14 protein-coding genes and 1 pseudogene are annotated in these 16,641 nt (G+C 73.5%); 9 read left to right on the top strand and 6 right to left on the bottom strand.

The features are described from left to right. Positions 1 to 40 precede the first annotated feature (40 nt). Both ACIGXJ_RS28345 and ACIGXJ_RS28340 read left to right on the top strand, forming a co-directional pair. Complete coding sequence (locus ACIGXJ_RS28345) at positions 41 to 415, top strand: helix-turn-helix domain-containing protein (RefSeq protein ID WP_399650961.1); 375 nt, start codon at positions 41 to 43, stop codon at positions 413 to 415. 204 nt (positions 416 to 619) lie between these two features. Continuing rightward, on the top strand, positions 620 to 1,090 hold the full coding sequence (locus tag ACIGXJ_RS28340; protein ID WP_399650959.1) for a Dps family protein: 471 nt from the start codon (positions 620 to 622) through the stop codon (positions 1,088 to 1,090). Positions 1,091 to 1,800: 710 nt separating this feature from the next. Here the strand turns inward: ACIGXJ_RS28340 and ACIGXJ_RS28335 are convergent. Further along, the gene (locus ACIGXJ_RS28335; protein WP_399650956.1) at positions 1,801 to 2,664 is read right to left on the bottom strand and encodes an Fpg/Nei family DNA glycosylase; all 864 of its coding nucleotides are present in this window, start codon (positions 2,662 to 2,664) and stop codon (positions 1,801 to 1,803) included. A 107-nt stretch (positions 2,665 to 2,771) separates the two neighbouring features. Then, a complete protein-coding gene (locus ACIGXJ_RS28330; protein ID WP_399650953.1) occupies positions 2,772 to 7,829 on the bottom strand; it encodes an ATP-dependent helicase in 5,058 nt (1,685 codons plus the stop codon). Between ACIGXJ_RS28330 and ACIGXJ_RS28325 the strand changes: the two are divergent. From ACIGXJ_RS28325 to ACIGXJ_RS28315, 3 genes and pseudogenes are all read left to right on the top strand, one after another. Further along, positions 7,717 to 8,697 (top strand): annotated as a pseudogene (locus ACIGXJ_RS28325) (AraC family ligand binding domain-containing protein); the annotation flags it as partial. The gene ACIGXJ_RS28330 and the pseudogene ACIGXJ_RS28325 overlap by 113 nt on opposite strands. A 113-nt stretch (positions 8,698 to 8,810) precedes the next feature. After that, the gene (locus ACIGXJ_RS28320) at positions 8,811 to 9,665 is read left to right on the top strand and encodes an AzlC family ABC transporter permease (RefSeq protein ID WP_399650951.1); all 855 of its coding nucleotides are present in this window, start codon (positions 8,811 to 8,813) and stop codon (positions 9,663 to 9,665) included. Then, positions 9,662 to 9,970, top strand: coding sequence for an AzlD domain-containing protein (locus tag ACIGXJ_RS28315; protein ID WP_399650948.1), 309 nt, complete (start codon positions 9,662 to 9,664; stop codon positions 9,968 to 9,970). Before ACIGXJ_RS28320 ends, ACIGXJ_RS28315 begins: the two co-directional genes overlap by 4 nt. A gap of 57 nt (positions 9,971 to 10,027) precedes the next feature. On the opposite strand, the gene ACIGXJ_RS28310 is transcribed toward ACIGXJ_RS28315, so the two are convergent. Then, entirely contained in the window at positions 10,028 to 10,972 is a 945-nt protein-coding gene (locus ACIGXJ_RS28310) for a hypothetical protein (RefSeq protein ID WP_399650945.1), read from the bottom strand. A 78-nt stretch (positions 10,973 to 11,050) separates the two neighbouring features. Between ACIGXJ_RS28310 and ACIGXJ_RS28305 the strand changes: the two genes are divergently transcribed. The 4 genes from ACIGXJ_RS28305 to recX all read left to right on the top strand — a co-directional run bounded on the left by ACIGXJ_RS28305 (position 11,051) and on the right by recX (position 15,187). Then, positions 11,051 to 11,245, top strand: coding sequence for a DUF3046 domain-containing protein (locus ACIGXJ_RS28305; RefSeq protein WP_399650942.1), 195 nt, complete (start codon positions 11,051 to 11,053; stop codon positions 11,243 to 11,245). A gap of 60 nt (positions 11,246 to 11,305) precedes the next feature. Then, complete coding sequence (locus ACIGXJ_RS28300) at positions 11,306 to 12,577, top strand: AI-2E family transporter (protein ID WP_399650940.1); 1,272 nt, start codon at positions 11,306 to 11,308, stop codon at positions 12,575 to 12,577. A gap of 668 nt (positions 12,578 to 13,245) precedes the next feature. Further along, entirely contained in the window at positions 13,246 to 14,370 is a 1,125-nt protein-coding gene (recA, locus tag ACIGXJ_RS28295) for a recombinase RecA (RefSeq protein ID WP_399650937.1), read from the top strand. A gap of 4 nt (positions 14,371 to 14,374) precedes the next feature. Continuing rightward, positions 14,375 to 15,187: a recombination regulator RecX gene (recX, locus tag ACIGXJ_RS28290; protein ID WP_399650934.1), complete on the top strand. Its 813-nt coding sequence runs from the start codon at positions 14,375 to 14,377 to the stop codon at positions 15,185 to 15,187. 90 nt (positions 15,188 to 15,277) lie between these two features. Here the strand turns inward: recX and ACIGXJ_RS28285 are convergent, their stop codons facing one another. The 3 genes from ACIGXJ_RS28285 to ACIGXJ_RS28275 all read right to left on the bottom strand — a co-directional run bounded on the left by ACIGXJ_RS28285 (position 15,278) and on the right by ACIGXJ_RS28275 (position 16,482). After that, positions 15,278 to 15,691, bottom strand: coding sequence for a rhodanese-like domain-containing protein (locus ACIGXJ_RS28285; protein ID WP_399650931.1), 414 nt, complete (start codon positions 15,689 to 15,691; stop codon positions 15,278 to 15,280). 67 nt (positions 15,692 to 15,758) lie between these two features. After that, positions 15,759 to 16,268 carry a cysteine dioxygenase gene (locus tag ACIGXJ_RS28280; protein ID WP_399650929.1) on the bottom strand — a complete coding sequence of 170 codons (510 nt, stop codon included), beginning with the start codon at positions 16,266 to 16,268 and terminating at the stop codon, positions 15,759 to 15,761. A gap of 142 nt (positions 16,269 to 16,410) precedes the next feature. Next, positions 16,411 to 16,482 (bottom strand): putative leader peptide, encoded by a 72-nt coding sequence (locus tag ACIGXJ_RS28275; RefSeq protein ID WP_309544753.1) that lies wholly within the window; start codon positions 16,480 to 16,482, stop codon positions 16,411 to 16,413. Positions 16,483 to 16,641 lie beyond the last annotated feature (159 nt).

The raw sequence follows: 16,641 nt of genomic DNA, 5'->3' as shown, positions 1-16,641 counted from the left end.
GTGAAGGATGCGGTTACGCGGTCCGAGGAGGGAGCCACCGATGATTCTGCTCCGTCGCCTGCTGGGTGACGTGCTGCGTCGGCAGCGCCAGCGCCAGGGCCGTACTCTGCGCGAAGTCTCCTCGTCCGCCCGAGTCTCGCTCGGCTATCTCTCCGAGGTGGAGCGGGGGCAGAAGGAGGCTTCCTCCGAACTGCTCGCCGCCATCTGCGACGCGCTGGACGTACGGATGTCCGAGCTCATGCGAGAAGTGAGCGACGAGCTCGCCCTCGCCGAGCTGGCCCAGTCCGCAGCGGCCACTCCCAGTGAGCCTGTACCGGTGCGACCCATGCTGGGTTCCGTGTCGGTGACCGGTGTGCCACCGGAACGGGTGACGATCAAGGCGCCCGCCGAGGCGGTCGACGTCGTCGCCGCGTGAAGGTCTGAGCGGTCTGTACGTGTGAGGCCCCGGCCGGGCTTCTTCGGGTGAACCCGAGGAGCGCGGGCGGGGCCTTTCGCGTGTCCGCGTGGGCATCTGGCGCGGCCTCACCTCCACTGGTTGTCCGTTGTGCTCCATTTGCCGGAGTTGGGGCGGGCGGTCATGGTGGAGACACGTGTCCCGTCGCGATCCACGGAGTTGTGCATGTACGTCGTCAAGAGCCCGCTGTCCGACGCCGATCTGAAGACCGTGTCCGAGGCGCTGCAGGGCGCCCTCGTCGACCTGGTGGACCTTTCCCTGGTGGCCAAGCAGATCCACTGGAACGTGGTCGGACCGCGGTTCAGGTCGGTGCACCTGCAGCTCGACGAGGTCGTCGCCACCGCGCGGACCCACTCCGACACGGTCGCCGAACGGGCCTCGGCGCTGGGTGTCTCACCCGACGGCCGTGCCGCGACGGTCGCGAGCGGCAGTGGCATCGGGTCGGTGCCCGGGGGCTGGGTGAGGGACGGGGACGCGGTGGGCGTGCTCGTGGACGCCCTGGGGGCGGTCATCGGGCGGATGCGGGAGCGGGTCGCGGCGACCGGCGAGGCCGATCCGGTGTCGCAGGACATCTTCATCGGGATCACCGCCGACCTCGAGAAGCATCACTGGATGTTCCAGGCCGAGAACGGTTGACGGTCGGGCCGGCGGTCTCCTCTGACGGCCGCCGGTCACTGCACCCGTGTGCCGGGGGTGCGCCCTTTTTCCGTGGGGTGGAGGTGCCTAGCGTCCATGAGTGGGCGCCGGGGTGCCTGGCGTCGGGGGCGTCGTCGGGCTGGCGGTGGGGCCATGGTGGGGCGGACAGCGCGTTGGGGGGCCGGCCTCGGCTTCGGGGCGCTGTGGTGGTGGGCCGTGCTGCGGCTCGCGGTTGCGCCCGACGCGGGCGTGCTGGAGGGCGCGGTCGCGGCCGGCGGGTGGGGGCTCAGCCTGCTGCCGGTCCACTGCGTGCCCAAGGGGCGGGCTGTGGGGGCGCTGGCGGAGGGGCGCTGGATACGGGCCTGGCGTGCGGGTGGCGGGGATGCTCGTACGGGCTCTCGTACGAGTTCCACGGGGGGTTCTTCGGGAGGCGCTTGAGGGGTTCCTGCGGGGGTTCTTGGGGCGGGGCGGGTCTCACGGGGGCATGGCGGCGCCGCCGTTGGGGCGGAGGGCCTGGCCCGTCATGAAGGCGTAGGCGTGCGAGGCCGGATGGAGGCCGGCGTACGCCACGTCGTCGGGCTCACCCACTCGGTCCAGGGGCAGATGGAGATCCTCACCGGCCGAGATCCTCAGGTTGTCTCGGCGAAACCCGCCGTGTCCCGGTCTGCGCCGCGCCCGTGACTGACCCTACGAACGTCTCTGTCGGGTCGTCAGTTGAGGCGGGGTCGGCTTCGTTCGGCTGCGGGGGAGTTGCCGTGGAGGGGCGCCCTCGGGGTGCGGGCGGGGGCGGGGCCGGGCTGGCAGGTGGGGCACCAGTACGTGGGGCGCTCGCGGGAGCCGTCGCCCTGGTCCGCGACACGGATGGGTGTGCCGCAGCGCAGACACGGCCGGGGGGCTCTGCCGTACACGTAAAGGTCCTGGCCCCGGCGGCCCGTGGTGGCGCGGATCGGACGGTCGCGGTTGACCTCCAGCAGGCGCTTGGCCAGGGCGGGGAGCGCGGCCGCGCGGTCGGCGGGCAGGCTGCCCACGGGGAGCCAGGGCGTCACGCCGAGAAGGAAGCACAGCTCGCACTTGTAGACATTGCCGATGCCGGCGAGGTTGCGCTGGTCCAGCAGGGCTTCACCGAGGGGGCGGTCGGGGTCCGCGAGGAGGTTCGCCAGGGCGCGGTCGGGGTCCCAGTCGGGGCCCAGCAGGTCGGGGCCGAGATGGCCGACGGCGCGCTCCTCCTCGGTGGTGCGCAGCAGTTCCAGGACCGGGAGGCGGTAGCCCACGGCCGTGTGGTCGGCGGTGCCCAGGATCGCGCGGATCTGGTGGGCGGGGCCGCCGCGCCAGCGCTGTCCTGCCGTGTACACCTTCCAGGAGCCGTCCATCCGCAGGTGGGAGTGCAGGGTCAGGCCGCCCTCGATGCGGGTGAGCAGGTGCTTGCCCCGCGGGGTGACGTCCAGGACGGTGCGGCCGGTGAGGTCGGCCGTGGCGTACTTGGGAACCCTGAGGTCGGAGCGGGTCAGCACGTGGCCCGCGAGGGCGGTGTGCAGGCGCTTCGCGGTCTGCCAGACGGTGTCGCCTTCGGGCATGGGTCAAGGGTGGCACGGGCGGGCGCGCCGTGGTGGGTGTGGGGCGGCGGCCGGGCCGGGCTCTGCTGGGGCTCGGCGGGCGGGCCTGCTGCGTGTCCGGGTGTCCCTCAGGCCCGGAGGCGGAGTCCGCGCGGTGTCGCGATGAAGCCTGCTCCTTCCAGGAGGGTGCCCAGGGGGGACGTCAGGGCGGAGGTGCCGTTGACGCGCTCCACCGTGACCGTGCCGAGGGAGCCGGCGCGGGCCGCTGCGGCGAGGGCCTCGGCGGCCTCGGGCAGCCGGGGGTCGTCGGTGAGCCTGCCGCCGCCGCTGTCCGGGTCGGCGGACCAGGCCAGCAGGGTCTTGCCGCCGCGCTCCATGTACAGCGTCAGCTCGCCGTCGACCAGGACGACGAGCGACCCCGCCTTGCGGCCCGGCTTGTGGCCGGCGCCGGTCGGGGGCTCGGGCCAGGGCAGGGCGGCGCCGTAGGCGTTGGCCGGGTCGGCGGCGGCGAGGACGACGGCCCGGGAGGCGGGGGCGCGACGGCTGCGGCCGGGGTGGGTCGTGGGGGCCGGGCCTCGCCAGGCGGGGCCGTTCGAGCCGTTGGAACCGAACGGGCCGTACGGGCCGGTGGTGGGAGTGCGGTCGCGCGGGGAGGCCGGCGCATCCAGGAAGGCGGCGTCGTCCAGGAAGGGGGGCGATCCGGCGGCTGCGGTCAGGTCGTCCGGGAAGGCGTCCGGGGTGCTCGGGCCGTCCGGGAAGGGGTGCGCGGGGGTCGGGCGGTCGGGGAAGGGGACTGTGGAGGTCGGGCCGTCCGGGAACGGGCGGGGGGAGGCCGGGCCGTCCGGGAAGGCGAAGGTGTCGTCCGCGAAGGGGGGCGTGGCGCCGAAGGCCGCCGCCGGGGTGTCGCCTTCCTGGCCGGATGCGAAGGACGGGCCGGACAGTCCTTCGCGGGCGTTGGCCACGGCGCGCAGGCGGTCCACCGCGCCGTCCATGGCGAACTGGGCGGCGCCAAGACCCTCCACCACGTAGCCCCGGCGGGCCTGGCCGCTCTCCTCGAAGACGGACAGCACGCGGTAGACCGCCGAGAAGCCGCCCTCGACGCCCTCGGAGCCGACCGCGCCCCGGGTCACCACGCCGTGCCGGTCGAGGAGTACCCGCGCCAGGGCGTGGGCCCGCACGGTGGTGTCGGCGTCGCGCTGCGGGAGCAGCGACCAGCGGCCGGCGACGGTCGGGGGGCCGGTGCGGGAGGCCGGGCGGGCGGCTGCCGTCAGGGAGCCGTAACGGCCGCGCGGGACCGTGCGCTTGGCGCGGTGGGCCGTGGCACCCGCGGTGCGGCCGGAACCCAGCACGGCACGCATCGGCGCCAGCGTGTCGTTGGTGAGCCGACCGGACCAGGACAGGTCCCAGATCGCGTCGGCCAGTTGGGGATCGGTGGCCTCGGGATGCGTGGTGGCACGCACCTGGTCGGCGATCTGACGGAAGAACAGGCCGTAGCCGCCGGACAGGGCGTCCAGGACCGACTGGTGCAGGGCGGTCAGCTCCAGCGGGTGCGGCGGCGGGAGCAGCAGCGGCGCCGCGTCGGCCATGTACAGCGAGACCCAGCCGTCCTTGCCGGGCAGCGAGCCCGCCCCGGCCCACACCACCTCGCCCGCGGCGGTCAGTTCGTCGAGCATCGCCGGGCTGTAGTCGACGACGCGGGACGGCAGGACCAGCTTCTCCAGTGCGGAGGCGGGCACGGACGCGCCCTGCAACTGCTCTATGGCCCGCACGAGTCCGTCGATGCCGCGCAGCCCGTGCCCCTTGCCGATGTGCTGCCACTGCGGCAGGAACTGGGCGAGCGCGGCGGGCGGCACCGGCTCCAGCTCGTGCCGCAGCGCGGCCAGGGAGCGGCGGCGCAGGCGCCGCAGCACTGCCGCGTCGCACCACTCCTGGCCGATCCCGGCCGGGTGGAACTCGCCCTGGACCACCCGTCCCGCCGCCGCGAGCCGCTGCAGCGCGCCGTCGGTGACCGCGACGCCCAGGCCGAAGCGCGCCGCGGCCGCCGCCGAGGTGAACGGGCCGTGGGTGCGGGCGTGCCGCGCGAGGAGGTCGCCGAGCGGGTCCTTCACCGGCTCGGTGAAGGCCTCCGGGACACCGACCGGCAGGGCGGTGCCCAGCGCGTCGCGCAGTCGGCCGGCGTCCTCGATCGCCGCCCAGTGGTCGGTGCCCGCGATACGGACCCGGATGGCGCGCCGGGCCGACGCCAGCTCCCGCGCCCACTGCGATTCGGCGCCGCGCTCGGCCAGTTCGGCGTCGGTGAGCGGGCCCAGGACGCGCAGGGCGTCGGCGACTCCCTCGACGTCCTTGACGCGCCGGTCCTCGGTGAGCCACTGCAGCTCCCGCTCCAGCTCGGTCAGCACCTCGGCGTCGAGGAGCTCGCGCAGCTCCGCCTGGCCCAGCAGCTCGGCCAGCAGCCGCGAGTCCAGCGACAGCGCGGCCGCGCGGCGCTCGGCGAGCGGTGAGTCGCCCTCGTACAGGAACTGGGCGACGTATCCGAAGAGCAGCGAACGCGCGAACGGGGACGGCTCGGGGGTGGTGACCTCGACGAGCCGGACCCTGCGGGACTCCAGGTCACCCATCAGCTCGACCAGGCCGGGGACGTCGAAGACGTCCTGGAGGCATTCGCGGACGGCCTCCAGCACGATCGGGAACGAGCCGAACTCGCTGGCCACCTCCAGCAGCTGGGCGGCGCGCTGGCGCTGCTGCCACAGCGGGGTGCGGCGGCCGGGGTTGCGGCGCGGCAGCAGCAGCGCGCGGGCGGCGCACTCGCGGAAGCGGGCCGCGAACAGCGCCGAGCCGCCGACCTGGTCGGTGACGACCTGATCGACCTCGCCCTTGTCGAAGACGACGTCCGCGGCGCCGACGGGTGCCTGCTCGGCGTCGTACTCCGTGCCGGCCTTCATGGGCTCCTGGTCGAGCAGGTCCAGGCTCATGAGGTCGGCGTCGGGCAGGCGCAGGACGATGCCGTCGTCGGCGTGCATCACCTGGGCGTCCATGCCGTAGCGCTCGGACAGGCGGGCGCCGAGGGCGAGGGCCCACGGGGCGTGGACCTGGGCGCCGAAGGGGGAGTGGACGACGACGCGCCAGTCGCCCAGCTCGTCCCGGAAGCGCTCCACGACGATCGTGCGGTCGTCGGGGACGTGGCCGCAGGCCTCGCGCTGTTCGTCCAGGTACGCCAGCACGTTGTCCGCGGCCCAGGCGTCCAGGCCCGCGGCGAGGAGGCGCAGGCGGGCGTCCTCCTTGCTCAGCGAGCCGACCTCGCGCAGGAAGGCGCCCAGCGCGCGGCCCAGTTCGAGCGGGCGGCCCAGCTGGTCACCCTTCCAGAACGGCAGCCGGCCCGGCACGCCCGGCGCGGGGGAGACCAGGACGCGGTCGCGGGTGATGTCCTCGATGCGCCAGGAGCTGGTGCCGAGCGTGAAGACGTCGCCCACGCGGGACTCGTAGACCATCTCCTCGTCCAGCTCGCCGACCCGGCCGCCGCCCTTCTTCGGGTCGGACCCGGCGAGGAACACCCCGAACAGGCCGCGGTCGGGGATGGTGCCGCCGGAGGTCACGGCGAGGCGCTGCGCGCCGGGGCGACCCGTGATGGTGCCGGCCACGCGGTCCCACACCACGCGCGGGCGCAGCTCCGCGAAGGCGTCGGAGGGGTAGCGGCCGGCGAGCATGTCCAGGACGGCCGTGAAGGCGGACTCGGGCAGCGAGGCGAACGGCGCGGCGCGGCGGACCGCGGCGAGCAGGTCGTCGAACTGCCAGGTGTCCATGGCCGTCATGGCCACCAGCTGCTGGGCCAGCACGTCCAGCGGGTTGGCCGGGACCTTCAACGACTCGATGGAGCCGGTGCGCATGCGCTCGGTGACCACGGCCGCCTGCACCAGGTCGCCGCGGTACTTAGGGAAGACCACGCCGGTGGACACCGCGCCCACCTGGTGCCCGGCGCGGCCCACGCGCTGCAGCCCGGACGCCACGGACGGCGGGGACTCCACCTGGACGACGAGGTCCACCGCGCCCATGTCGATGCCCAGCTCCAGGCTGGAGGTGGCGACCACGGCGGGCAGGCGGCCCGCCTTGAGGTCCTCCTCGACCAGCGCGCGCTGCTCCTTGGACACCGAGCCGTGGTGGGCGCGCGCGATGACCGGCGGGGCGCCCTGGGCCGCGCCCGAGCCGCCCATCAGCTCGGCGGGACTGTGGTGCTCCTCCAGGGGCTCGCCGGTGGCCCGCTCGTAGGCGATCTCGTTGAGCCGGTTGCACAGGCGCTCGGCCAGGCGGCGGGAGTTGGCGAAGACGATGGTGGAGCGGTGGGACTGGACAAGGTCGGCGATGCGCTCCTCGACGTGCGGCCAGATCGAGGGGCGCTCCGCGGCGCCGCTGTCCCCGTCGGCCGCGGGGGCGGCGCCCAGTTCGCCGAGGTCCTCCACGGGGACCACGACGGACAGGTCGAACTCCTTGCCCGACTCGGGCTGGACGATCTCCACCTTGCGGCGCGGGGACAGATAGCGGGCGACCTCGTCGACGGGACGCACGGTCGCCGACAGGCCGATGCGGCGGGCCGGCTTCGGCAGCAGCTCGTCCAGCCGCTCCAGGGACAGGGCGAGGTGCGCGCCGCGCTTGGTGCCGGCCACCGCGTGCACCTCGTCGAGGATCACCGTCTCGATGCCGGTCAGCGCGTCGCGCGTGGCCGACGTCAGCATCAGGAACAGGGACTCCGGGGTGGTGATCAGGATGTCCGGCGGGCGGGTGGACAGTGCGCGGCGCTCCGCCGCCGGGGTGTCGCCCGAGCGGATGCCGACCTTGACCTCCGGCTCGGGCAGGCCCAGCCGGACGGACTCCTGGCGGATGCCGGTCAGCGGGCTGCGGAGGTTGCGCTGGACGTCCACCGCGAGCGCCTTCAGCGGGGAGACGTACAGGACGCGGCAGCGCTTCCTGGGGTCGGCGGGCGGGGGAGTGGAGGTGAGCTGGTCCAGCGCGGCGAGGAAGGCGGCCAGGGTCTTGCCGGAGCCGGTCGGGGCCACCACCAGGACGTCCGAACCCTCCCGGATGGCCTGCCACGCGCCCGCCTGGGCCGCGGTGGGCGCGGAGAAGGCCCCCGTGAACCAGCCGCGGGTCGCGGGGGAGAAGCCGTCGAGGGCCCGGTGGGCGGAGCTGACCATGCGTCCATCCTGCACCCCGCCACTGACAACGGCACTGAGCTGCGGGTTCCGGGTCGCCGGCCCGTACTGCGCCCCGGCCCCGCGCACGGCCGTCATCCGATGGACCGACAATGGGCTCATGGCAGGTTCCGGGGAGCGGGCGCGGCACTGGCAGTACACGGAACTGCCCGGTGTCGACCTGCTGCGGGCCCGCTACATCCGCAAGACGTTCGTACGGCACACCCACGAGAACTTCGTGATCGCCGCCATCGCCGACGGGGTCGAGGTCTTCCACCACGGCGGCGGCGACCAGTACGCCGGCGCCGGGGCGCTCGCGCTGGTCAATCCGGACACCCCGCACACCGGCCGGGCCGGAGTCCCCGAGGGATGGCGGTACGGAGCGGTCTACCCGTCCCCGGAGGTGGTGGCCGGCATCGCCGCCGAGACGACCACGCTGCGCGGCACCCCCGGCTTCGTCAGCCCCGTCCTCGACGACCCGTACACGGTCGCCCTGGTCCACCAGGTGCTGCGCGCCACCGACGAGGGGAACGCGCTGGCCGCCGACACCCTGCTGCGCGTGGCCGTGACCCGCCTCCTCCGGCTGAACGGCGGACCCCTGCCGCAGCGGGCCGTCCGCACGGCGGGCGCACGCCTCGCGGCACGCGCGCGTGCCGTGCTGGAGGAGCGGATGGCCGAGCCGCCGACGCTGGAGCGGCTGGCCACGGACCTCGGCACCAGCCCCTTCGCCCTCCTGCGCGCCTTCCGCGACACCTACGGCATGCCGCCTCACACCTGGCTCACCGACGCCCGGGTACGGCGGGCCCGACGCCTGCTGGACGGCGGCACGGCACCCGCCGAGGCGGCGGTGGCCGTGGGCTTCACCGACCAGCCGCACCTGAACCGGCACTTCAGCCGGATCGTGGGCGTCCCGCCGGGGGCGTACCAGAGGGAGCGCAAGAACGTACAAGACGGCTCCCGCGGGCTCGCCCTACCGTCCGGGACGTGGCAGAACAGACAGCTTTCGCAGCAGGCACACGGGCCGAAGGCCCCGGAAGGCCGGACCCGGGAGAGGAAAAGCCCGACCGGGCCGTCGTCCGGGACGCGCTCGGAGTCGGGATCGCCGTAGGGCTGTCCGGCTTCGCCTTCGGGGTGACCTCGGCGGGCAGCGGGCTCACGGTGCTGCAGACCTGCGCGCTCAGCCTGCTGGTCTTCACCGGCGCGTCCCAGTTCGCGCTGGTGGGGGCGCTGGCGGCCGGGGGGAACCCGTTCACGGCAGCGGCCGGCGCCTTCTTCCTCGGTGTGCGCAACGCCTTCTACGGGCTGCGCCTGTCCCAGTTGCTCGCCCTCCCGCGCGCGGTGCGCCCGTTCGCCGCGCAGTGGGTCATCGACGAGACCACGGCCGTGGCGCTGGCCCAGCCGACCCGGCGTGCGGCGAGGATCGGCTTCACCGTGACCGGGCTCAGCCTCTACCTCCTGTGGAACCTCACCACGCTGCTCGGCGCCCTGGGTGCCGAGGCCATCGGCGACACGGACGCGTGGGGCCTCGACGCCGCCGGGCCCGCCGTCTTCCTGGCCCTGCTCGCCCCCATGCTCACCAGCACGACCGAACGCGCCGTCGCCGGCCTCGCCGTCGTCCTCGGCCTCGCCCTGCTGCCGGTCCTGCCGGCCGGCGTCCCGGTCCTGCTGGCGGCGCTCGCGGCACCGGCTGTGCTGTGGGTACGGGGGCGGCGGGGGGCTTCTGAGGTGCCCGCGCGGGGTGGTGGCGGGGCTTCCGAGGGCTCCGCGCGAGATGGCGAGGAGCCGCGGGGCGGCGACGGGCCGCAGGAGGGCGACGAGCCGCGGAAGGGCGAGCGATGAACTTCTGGATCGCCATCGTGGTCACCGCGGTCGGCTGCTACGCGGTCAAGCTCGCCGGGCTGCTGGTCCCCGCGGGCGTACTGGAGCGGCCCCTCGTCCGGCGGCTGGCCGCGCTGCTGCCGGTCGCCCTGCTCGCCGCCCTCACGGCCCAGCAGACCTTCGCCGACGGGCAGAGCCTGGTGCTGGACGCGCGGGCGGCCGGGCTCGCCGCGGCCGCCGTGGCGCTGGTGCTGCGGGCTCCCTTCCTGATCGTCGTGGCTGCCGCCGTGGTCGTGACGGCGGGGGTGCGGGCGCTGGGCGGCTGAGGGCCGCTGCCCGCCGCCCGCTGCCCGGCGGAGGGTGGACGGCGGACGGGCCGCGCGTCAGCCGATGAAGCGGTTGTACGCCCTGAGGGTGCGCAATGCCTCGATCGTCACCATGGGGCGGGCCTCCAGGGCCGTGCCCGGTGCCCACCGGCGCCAGCGGACCGGCCAGCCTCCGTCCTCCTGCTGCTCGGTCGCCAGGAAGTCCAGGGAGCGCGTCATCTCCTCGTCGGTGAACCACGCGCGCGCGAGGGACCGCGGGGTGCGGGCGAAGTCGTGCGGGAAGTGGTGCTCCTCCGGGGCGTACCCGGGAGCCACCGGGTACGCGTCCAGGTTTCCGGGGTCGAGCGCCGCGAGCCCCTGCTCCCGCACCAGCCGGCCCAGCCGGTCGGCGGCGGCCTGCGCGCGCGAGCGGTCGGGTACCGAGTCCAGGAAGGCGACGGCGGCATGGACCTCGTACGGGTGGGAGGTCTTCAGGGACTCGATCGCCCGCCAGCAGAAGTCGGTGGCCCGGAACAGCCACGCGTGCCACACCTCGTTGCGGTGCAGCAGTCCCACCACGGGTCCGGTGGCGAGGAGCTCACCGGGCGGATCGTCCACGATCGGCACGAACGGCGCCGCCGGATAGCCCCGCTGGCTGGGATGCACCGCCGGAAGGGCTCCCTCCGGGGTGGAGACGGCGGTCAGATAGCGGCAGATGCGTTCCACCCGCTGCCCGCCGCAGCGCCCGAGGGAGTCCAGCAGGCGCAGCGCGTGCGCGGTGTGCAGCGGCTGGCTGACGGGACCCCTCAGATCGGGCTCCAGGGCGTGTCCGTAGCCGCCGTCCTCGTTGCGGTAGGCGTCCAGCGCCGTCTCCACCGGGTCGGCGGGACCGTCGAGGAAGTGGTACGCGAAGAGCCGCTGCTCCAGCACGCGCGCGGTGAGCCAGACGAAGTGCTCGGCGCGGAAGAGCGGGGAGTGCGCCGGGGGCGTTGCGGGGAGTGGGGATGCTCCTGTTTCGGCCATGGTCAGACCGTAGGGCCGGGAACGATCCTGGCAAGCCGTCCCGGCAGGGCCCACCCCCAGGGGCGGGATACTGGTGTCATGCGGTTGACGGTCTTCTGGGAGCGGATGGCGGAGCACTTCGGTGCGGGATACGCCGAAACCTTCGCGCGCGATCACGTGATGTCGGAACTCGGCGGACGCACCGTGCACCAGGCACTGGAGTCCGGCTGGGAGGCCAAGGACGTGTGGCGTGTGGTGTGCTCGGTCATGAACGTTCCGCAGGAGAGGCGCTGACCGGTCACGAAGACCCCTGGCCGGGTCCCGGCTGTCAGTGGCGTGGGTGAGACTTGATCCGTGGCATCCACTGACGAGACCGGGCACGCAGCCCCGCAGGCATCCCCGACCGGCATCGCACCGCCCGCACGGCCCCCGGCCGGGGGCGCCGCCGCGCCGGGCGGCCGCATGCCGCGCTGGCTGCCGCGTGCCATGGTGCTCGCGCTGGCACTCATCGCCTGCTTCCAGCTCGGCAGTTGGGCCTTTCACCAGCTGACCGGCCTGCTGATCAACATCCTCATCGCGTTCTTCCTGGCGCTTGCCATCGAGCCCGCGGTGAGCTGGATGGCCTCGCGCGGGATGCGCCGGGGCCTCGCCACCGGGCTGGTCTTCCTCGCCGTGATCATCCTGTCCGCGGGGTTCGTGACGCTGCTGGGGTCCATGCTCGCGGGCCAGCTCATCAAGATGGTCGAAGGATTCCCGGACTACCTCGACTCCGTCATCAACTGGGTCAACGCCCACTTCCACACCGAGCTCAGACGGGTGGACGTCCAGGAGGGCCTGCTGCGCTCCGACTGGCTGCGCAACTACGTCCAGAACAGCGCCACCGGCGTGCTGGACGTCTCCGCCCAGGTGCTCGGCGGACTCTTCCAGCTGCTGACGATCACGCTGTTCTCGTTCTACTTCGCCGCCGACGGGCCGCGACTGCGCCGCGCGCTGTGCTCCGTCCTGCCGCCCGCCAAGCAGGCGGAGGTGCTGCGCGCGTGGGAGATCGCCGTCGACAAGACCGGCGGCTATCTGTACTCGCGCGGTCTGATGGCGCTGGTCTCCGGCGTGGCCCACTACGTCCTGCTGCAGGCCCTGGGCGTGCCGTACGCGCCCGTGCTCGCCGTGTGGGTCGGCCTGGTGTCGCAGTTCATCCCGACCATCGGCACCTATCTCGCGGGCGCGCTGCCCATGCTGATCGCCTTCACCGTCGATCCCTGGTACGCGCTGTGGGTGCTTATCTTCGTCGTGGTGTACCAGCAGTTCGAGAACTACGTCCTGCAGCCCAAGCTCACCTCCAAGACCGTCGACATCCACCCCGCGGTCGCCTTCGGCTCGGTCATCGCGGGCACCGCCCTGCTCGGCGCGGTCGGCGCGCTGGTCGCCATCCCGGCCATCGCCACGCTGCAGGCGTTCCTGGGGGCGTACGTGAAGCGCTACGACGTCACGGACGACCCGCGCGTGCAGGGGCACCGCGGGGGCAACCGGGGCGCCGGCCCCGGCGTGCCGCTGCGCGCCCGGTGGATGTGGGGGCGGTCGCGAAACGGCACCACGGGGTCGCCGGGCGACGACACACAGGCGGACTGAGCGGCCGCGGGCGACTGCCTCCCCCTCGCAGTCGTGCGCTGACGAGGCCGCCGAAGGGCGCTGTCGGACCGTGACGCAAGCGAGTCGGGCCCGGGGCGCGTCGTTGTCACGGTCGCCGGACGGCGAACTGGGACGAGGGCGGCATGCGCGCACGGATACGGGAGATGGCCGCGCGGGACCCCCGTAGCGGAAGCGTTTCGGGGCACGCACGCATCGCTACGTGCTGGCGACTGGGGCGGTTTCGTACCGGTGAGCCCGGGGTTCGGGTCCTGGTACACCGATTGGCTGGCGAGCCCGTAACGCGCCCTCGTCGACGTGCGTACAGCCCGGTCACCCCCTGTTGCCCGCCGCTCCCGGCGGAGCCGCGAGCAAGGACCCGGACCGCTCAGTCCGCTCATGCCCGGACGGCACGCGATCAAGGCGCGATGGCACAGGGCAGCAGCGTCCTTCGGACGGGCTGCGGCCCGCGTGGTGCGCTTGACACCAAAATCGAACATCCATTCTCATGGAAGGGCCGGCGAGGTTCTCGGTGGGTGGTTCTGGCGTGGTTTGCTTGGATTGATCCCCGAGTTATCCACAGGCCGGACCCGCGTCGGGGCGCATTGTCAGTGGCAGGCGTTAGCGTCTTTGACGTGAAGCGATCGACTCAAGCAAACCGGGTGGAACCCATGGCAGGAACCGACCGCGAGAAGGCCCTGGACGCCGCGCTCGCACAGATTGAACGGCAATTCGGCAAGGGCGCGGTCATGCGCATGGGCGAGCGGTCCAAGGAGCCCATCGAGGTCATCCCGACCGGGTCGACCGCGCTCGACGTCGCCCTCGGCGTCGGCGGCCTGCCGCGTGGCCGCGTCGTGGAGATCTACGGACCGGAGTCTTCCGGTAAGACCACGCTGACCCTGCACGCCGTGGCCAACGCACAGAAGGCCGGCGGTCAGGTCGCCTTCGTGGACGCGGAGCACGCCCTCGACCCCGAGTACGCGCGCAAGCTCGGCGTCGACATCGACAACCTGATCCTCTCCCAGCCCGACAACGGCGAGCAGGCCCTGGAGATCGTGGACATGCTCGTCCGCTCCGGCGCCCTCGACCTGATCGTCATCGACTCCGTCGCCGCGCTCGTGCCGCGCGCGGAGATCGAGGGCGAGATGGGCGACAGCCACGTCGGTCTGCAGGCCCGTCTGATGAGCCAGGCGCTGCGGAAGATCACCAGCGCGCTCAACCAGTCCAAGACCACCGCGATCTTCATCAACCAGCTCCGCGAGAAGATCGGCGTGATGTTCGGCTCGCCGGAGACCACGACCGGTGGCCGGGCGCTGAAGTTCTACGCCTCGGTGCGTATCGACATCCGCCGCATCGAGACCCTCAAGGACGGCACGGAGGCGGTCGGCAACCGCACCCGCTGCAAGGTCGTCAAGAACAAGGTCGCGCCGCCCTTCAAGCAGGCCGAGTTCGACATCCTCTACGGCCAGGGAATCAGCCGTGAAGGCGGCCTGATCGACATGGGCGTGGAGCACGGCTTCGTCCGCAAGGCCGGCGCCTGGTACACGTACGAGGGCGACCAGCTCGGCCAGGGCAAGGAGAACGCCCGCAACTTCCTGAAGGACAACCCCGACCTGGCCAACGAGATCGAGAAGAAGATCAAGGAGAAGCTCGGCGTAGGCGTGCGTCCCGAGGAGCCCGCGGCCGAGCCGGGCGCGGACGCCGCGGTCTCCGCCGCAGCGGACGACGCCAAGTCGGTGCCGGCTCCGGCGGCGGCCAAGAGCGCCAAGCCCAAGGCCGCGGCCGCCAAGAGCTGACGGCGTGACACGGCGAACCGACTGGGCCGAGTACGCCCACCCCGGCAGCTCCCGGGAGCCGGGGTGGCAGGGCGACACGGACTTCGCCAGGGAGGGTGACGGGCCGGACGGCACGGCGCACTCCCCGTACGACGGTGACGACTGGCAGGACGGCACCCCGCACCCCGACGACGGCGGAGCCCGTCGCGGGCGCGGGCGGCACGGCGAAGGCGGCTCACGCACAGGGCGTGGGCGCCGTCGGCGTGCCGGACAGGAACCGTCCGCCGAGGACGGAGGCACCTCTGCCTCGTCGAGGGCCGAGAAGGGGGAGCCACCGGCGGACCCGGTGGAGCAGGCACGGGCGATCTGCCTGCGCCTGCTCACCGGGACCCCGCGCACCCGCAAACAGCTCGCGGACGCCTTGCGCAAGCGCGAGATCCCGGACGAGGCCGCCGACGAGGTGCTGTCCCGCTTCGAGGAGGTCGGGCTGATCGACGACGGTGCCTTCGCCGACGCCTGGGTGGAGTCCCGCCACCATGGACGGGGCCTGGCCCGCCGCGCCCTGGCCCGGGAGCTGCGCACCAAGGGCGTCGACCCCACGCTGATCGACTCCGCCGTCGCCCAGCTCGACTCCGAGCAGGAGGAAGCGACCGCGCGGGAACTCGTCGCCCGCAAGCTGCGTGCTACCCGCGGCCTCGACCGCGACAAGCGGCTCCGCCGCCTCGCGGGCATGCTCGCCCGCAAGGGCTACTCCGAGGGCATGGCCCTGCGCGTGGTCCGCCAGGCGCTGGAGGAGGAGGGGGAGGAGACGGACTTCCTGGAGGGCGAGGGGTTCTGAGCGTGCCGGAGCATGGGGCAAGGGGCATGGGGCATGGCGCGTGCGGGGGGACACCGCACCGGGCGGCCGACCCCGGCCGATCTTCCAGCTCTAACGCTCAGGCGGTGGCGTCACCGGCAGCCCCGCCCGCTTCCACGCCTGGAAGCCGCCCACCAGGTCCGTTGCTCGGCGGAGCCCCAGCCGGTGGAGGGAGTCGGCCGCCAGGCTGGAGGCGTAGCCCTCGTTGCAGATGACCACGACGCGCAGGTCGTGGCCGGTGGCCTCGGGGAGGCGGTGGCTTCCGCGCGGGTCGAGCCGCCACTCCAGTTCGTTGCGCTCGACGACAAGGGCGCCGGGGATCAGACCGTCACGCTCGCGCAGGGCCGCGTACCGGATGTCCACCAGCAGTGCCTCGTCGGTGCCGGCGGCGGCGTGGGCGTCGAGCGGCTCGATCCGCTCGTAGCCAGCGCGCACCCGCTCCAGCAACTCGTCGATCCCGACGGGCTCATGGCTCTCGTCACTCACCGCGCGTCCTCCAAAGAACGTGTCCGCCGAAGAAGCCCGTCGCCCGAAGAAGCCTGTCCGCCCCGCCTCACTGCCAGTCCTCCGGACGCTCGACCTGTTCCAGGCGCAGCACCTGGCCCGCGCGGCTGTAGCGGCGGATGCGGGGCAGCGGCGGGTAGTAGGCGTGGACGGAGATCGCGTGGTGCTCGGTCGACTCGTTGAGGACCTCGTGGACGTGGTGGCGGCCGAACGCGCGGCCCTGGCCGGCCGGCAGTCGGCGTTCGCGGTCCACGTCCTCGGTGAGCTCCAGGGTCTTCCAGCCTTCGGTGGGCAGCCGGGCGGCGAGCGAGTGCTCGCGCAGCTCCCCGCGGGCGGTGAGGAAGGCGCCGACCGAGTCGGCGTGGTCGTGCCAGCCGGTGCCTGTGCCCGGCGGCCAGCCGATGAGCCACGCCTCACTGCCGCCGGGCCCCTCCAGCCGGACCCAGGTGCGCCCCTCGGGGTCGAGCGGCAGCGAGGCGATCAGCTCGGCGTCGGCGGCTGTGCGGCGTACGAAAGCCAGGAGGTCCGCCTGAGTGGGGACACGGGCGGCCGCGGACACGGAAGAAGTGGGAGGCCCGGGAGGGAGGGCCCCTGAAAGGGCAGCGGAGACAGACAACGGAGACCGTCCTGATGAGAAGTCGCGTGAGCGCGCGCGAGGACGCCGAAACAGCGGCGCGCGCGGAGGTGAGGGGGAGGCGAGTTCAGCAGGACGGGCGACACACGCAGCCCGCGTAGCGGACGAGGTCCATGTGGACCCTCCGCCACAGGCGCACATCGGTGTCGGTCACGATCCGGAGTACACCACGCCGGTCGGGGGCGGTCAACTCACCGTCACCATGCGGACGCAGGGTGACGACGACGGACAGGCACGGGCGACGCACCGAACGGTCACCGAAGAGGCACGGGGCAGGCGCCTGACAGCTACCGGGCCG

The organism is Streptomyces sp. NPDC053367 (assembly GCF_044545925.1).
In the GTDB taxonomy this organism is placed as follows: domain Bacteria; phylum Actinomycetota; class Actinomycetes; order Streptomycetales; family Streptomycetaceae; genus Streptomyces.
The sequence above is the reverse complement of the archived record's forward strand: the minus strand, read 5'-3'. Positions and strand labels throughout refer to the sequence as shown.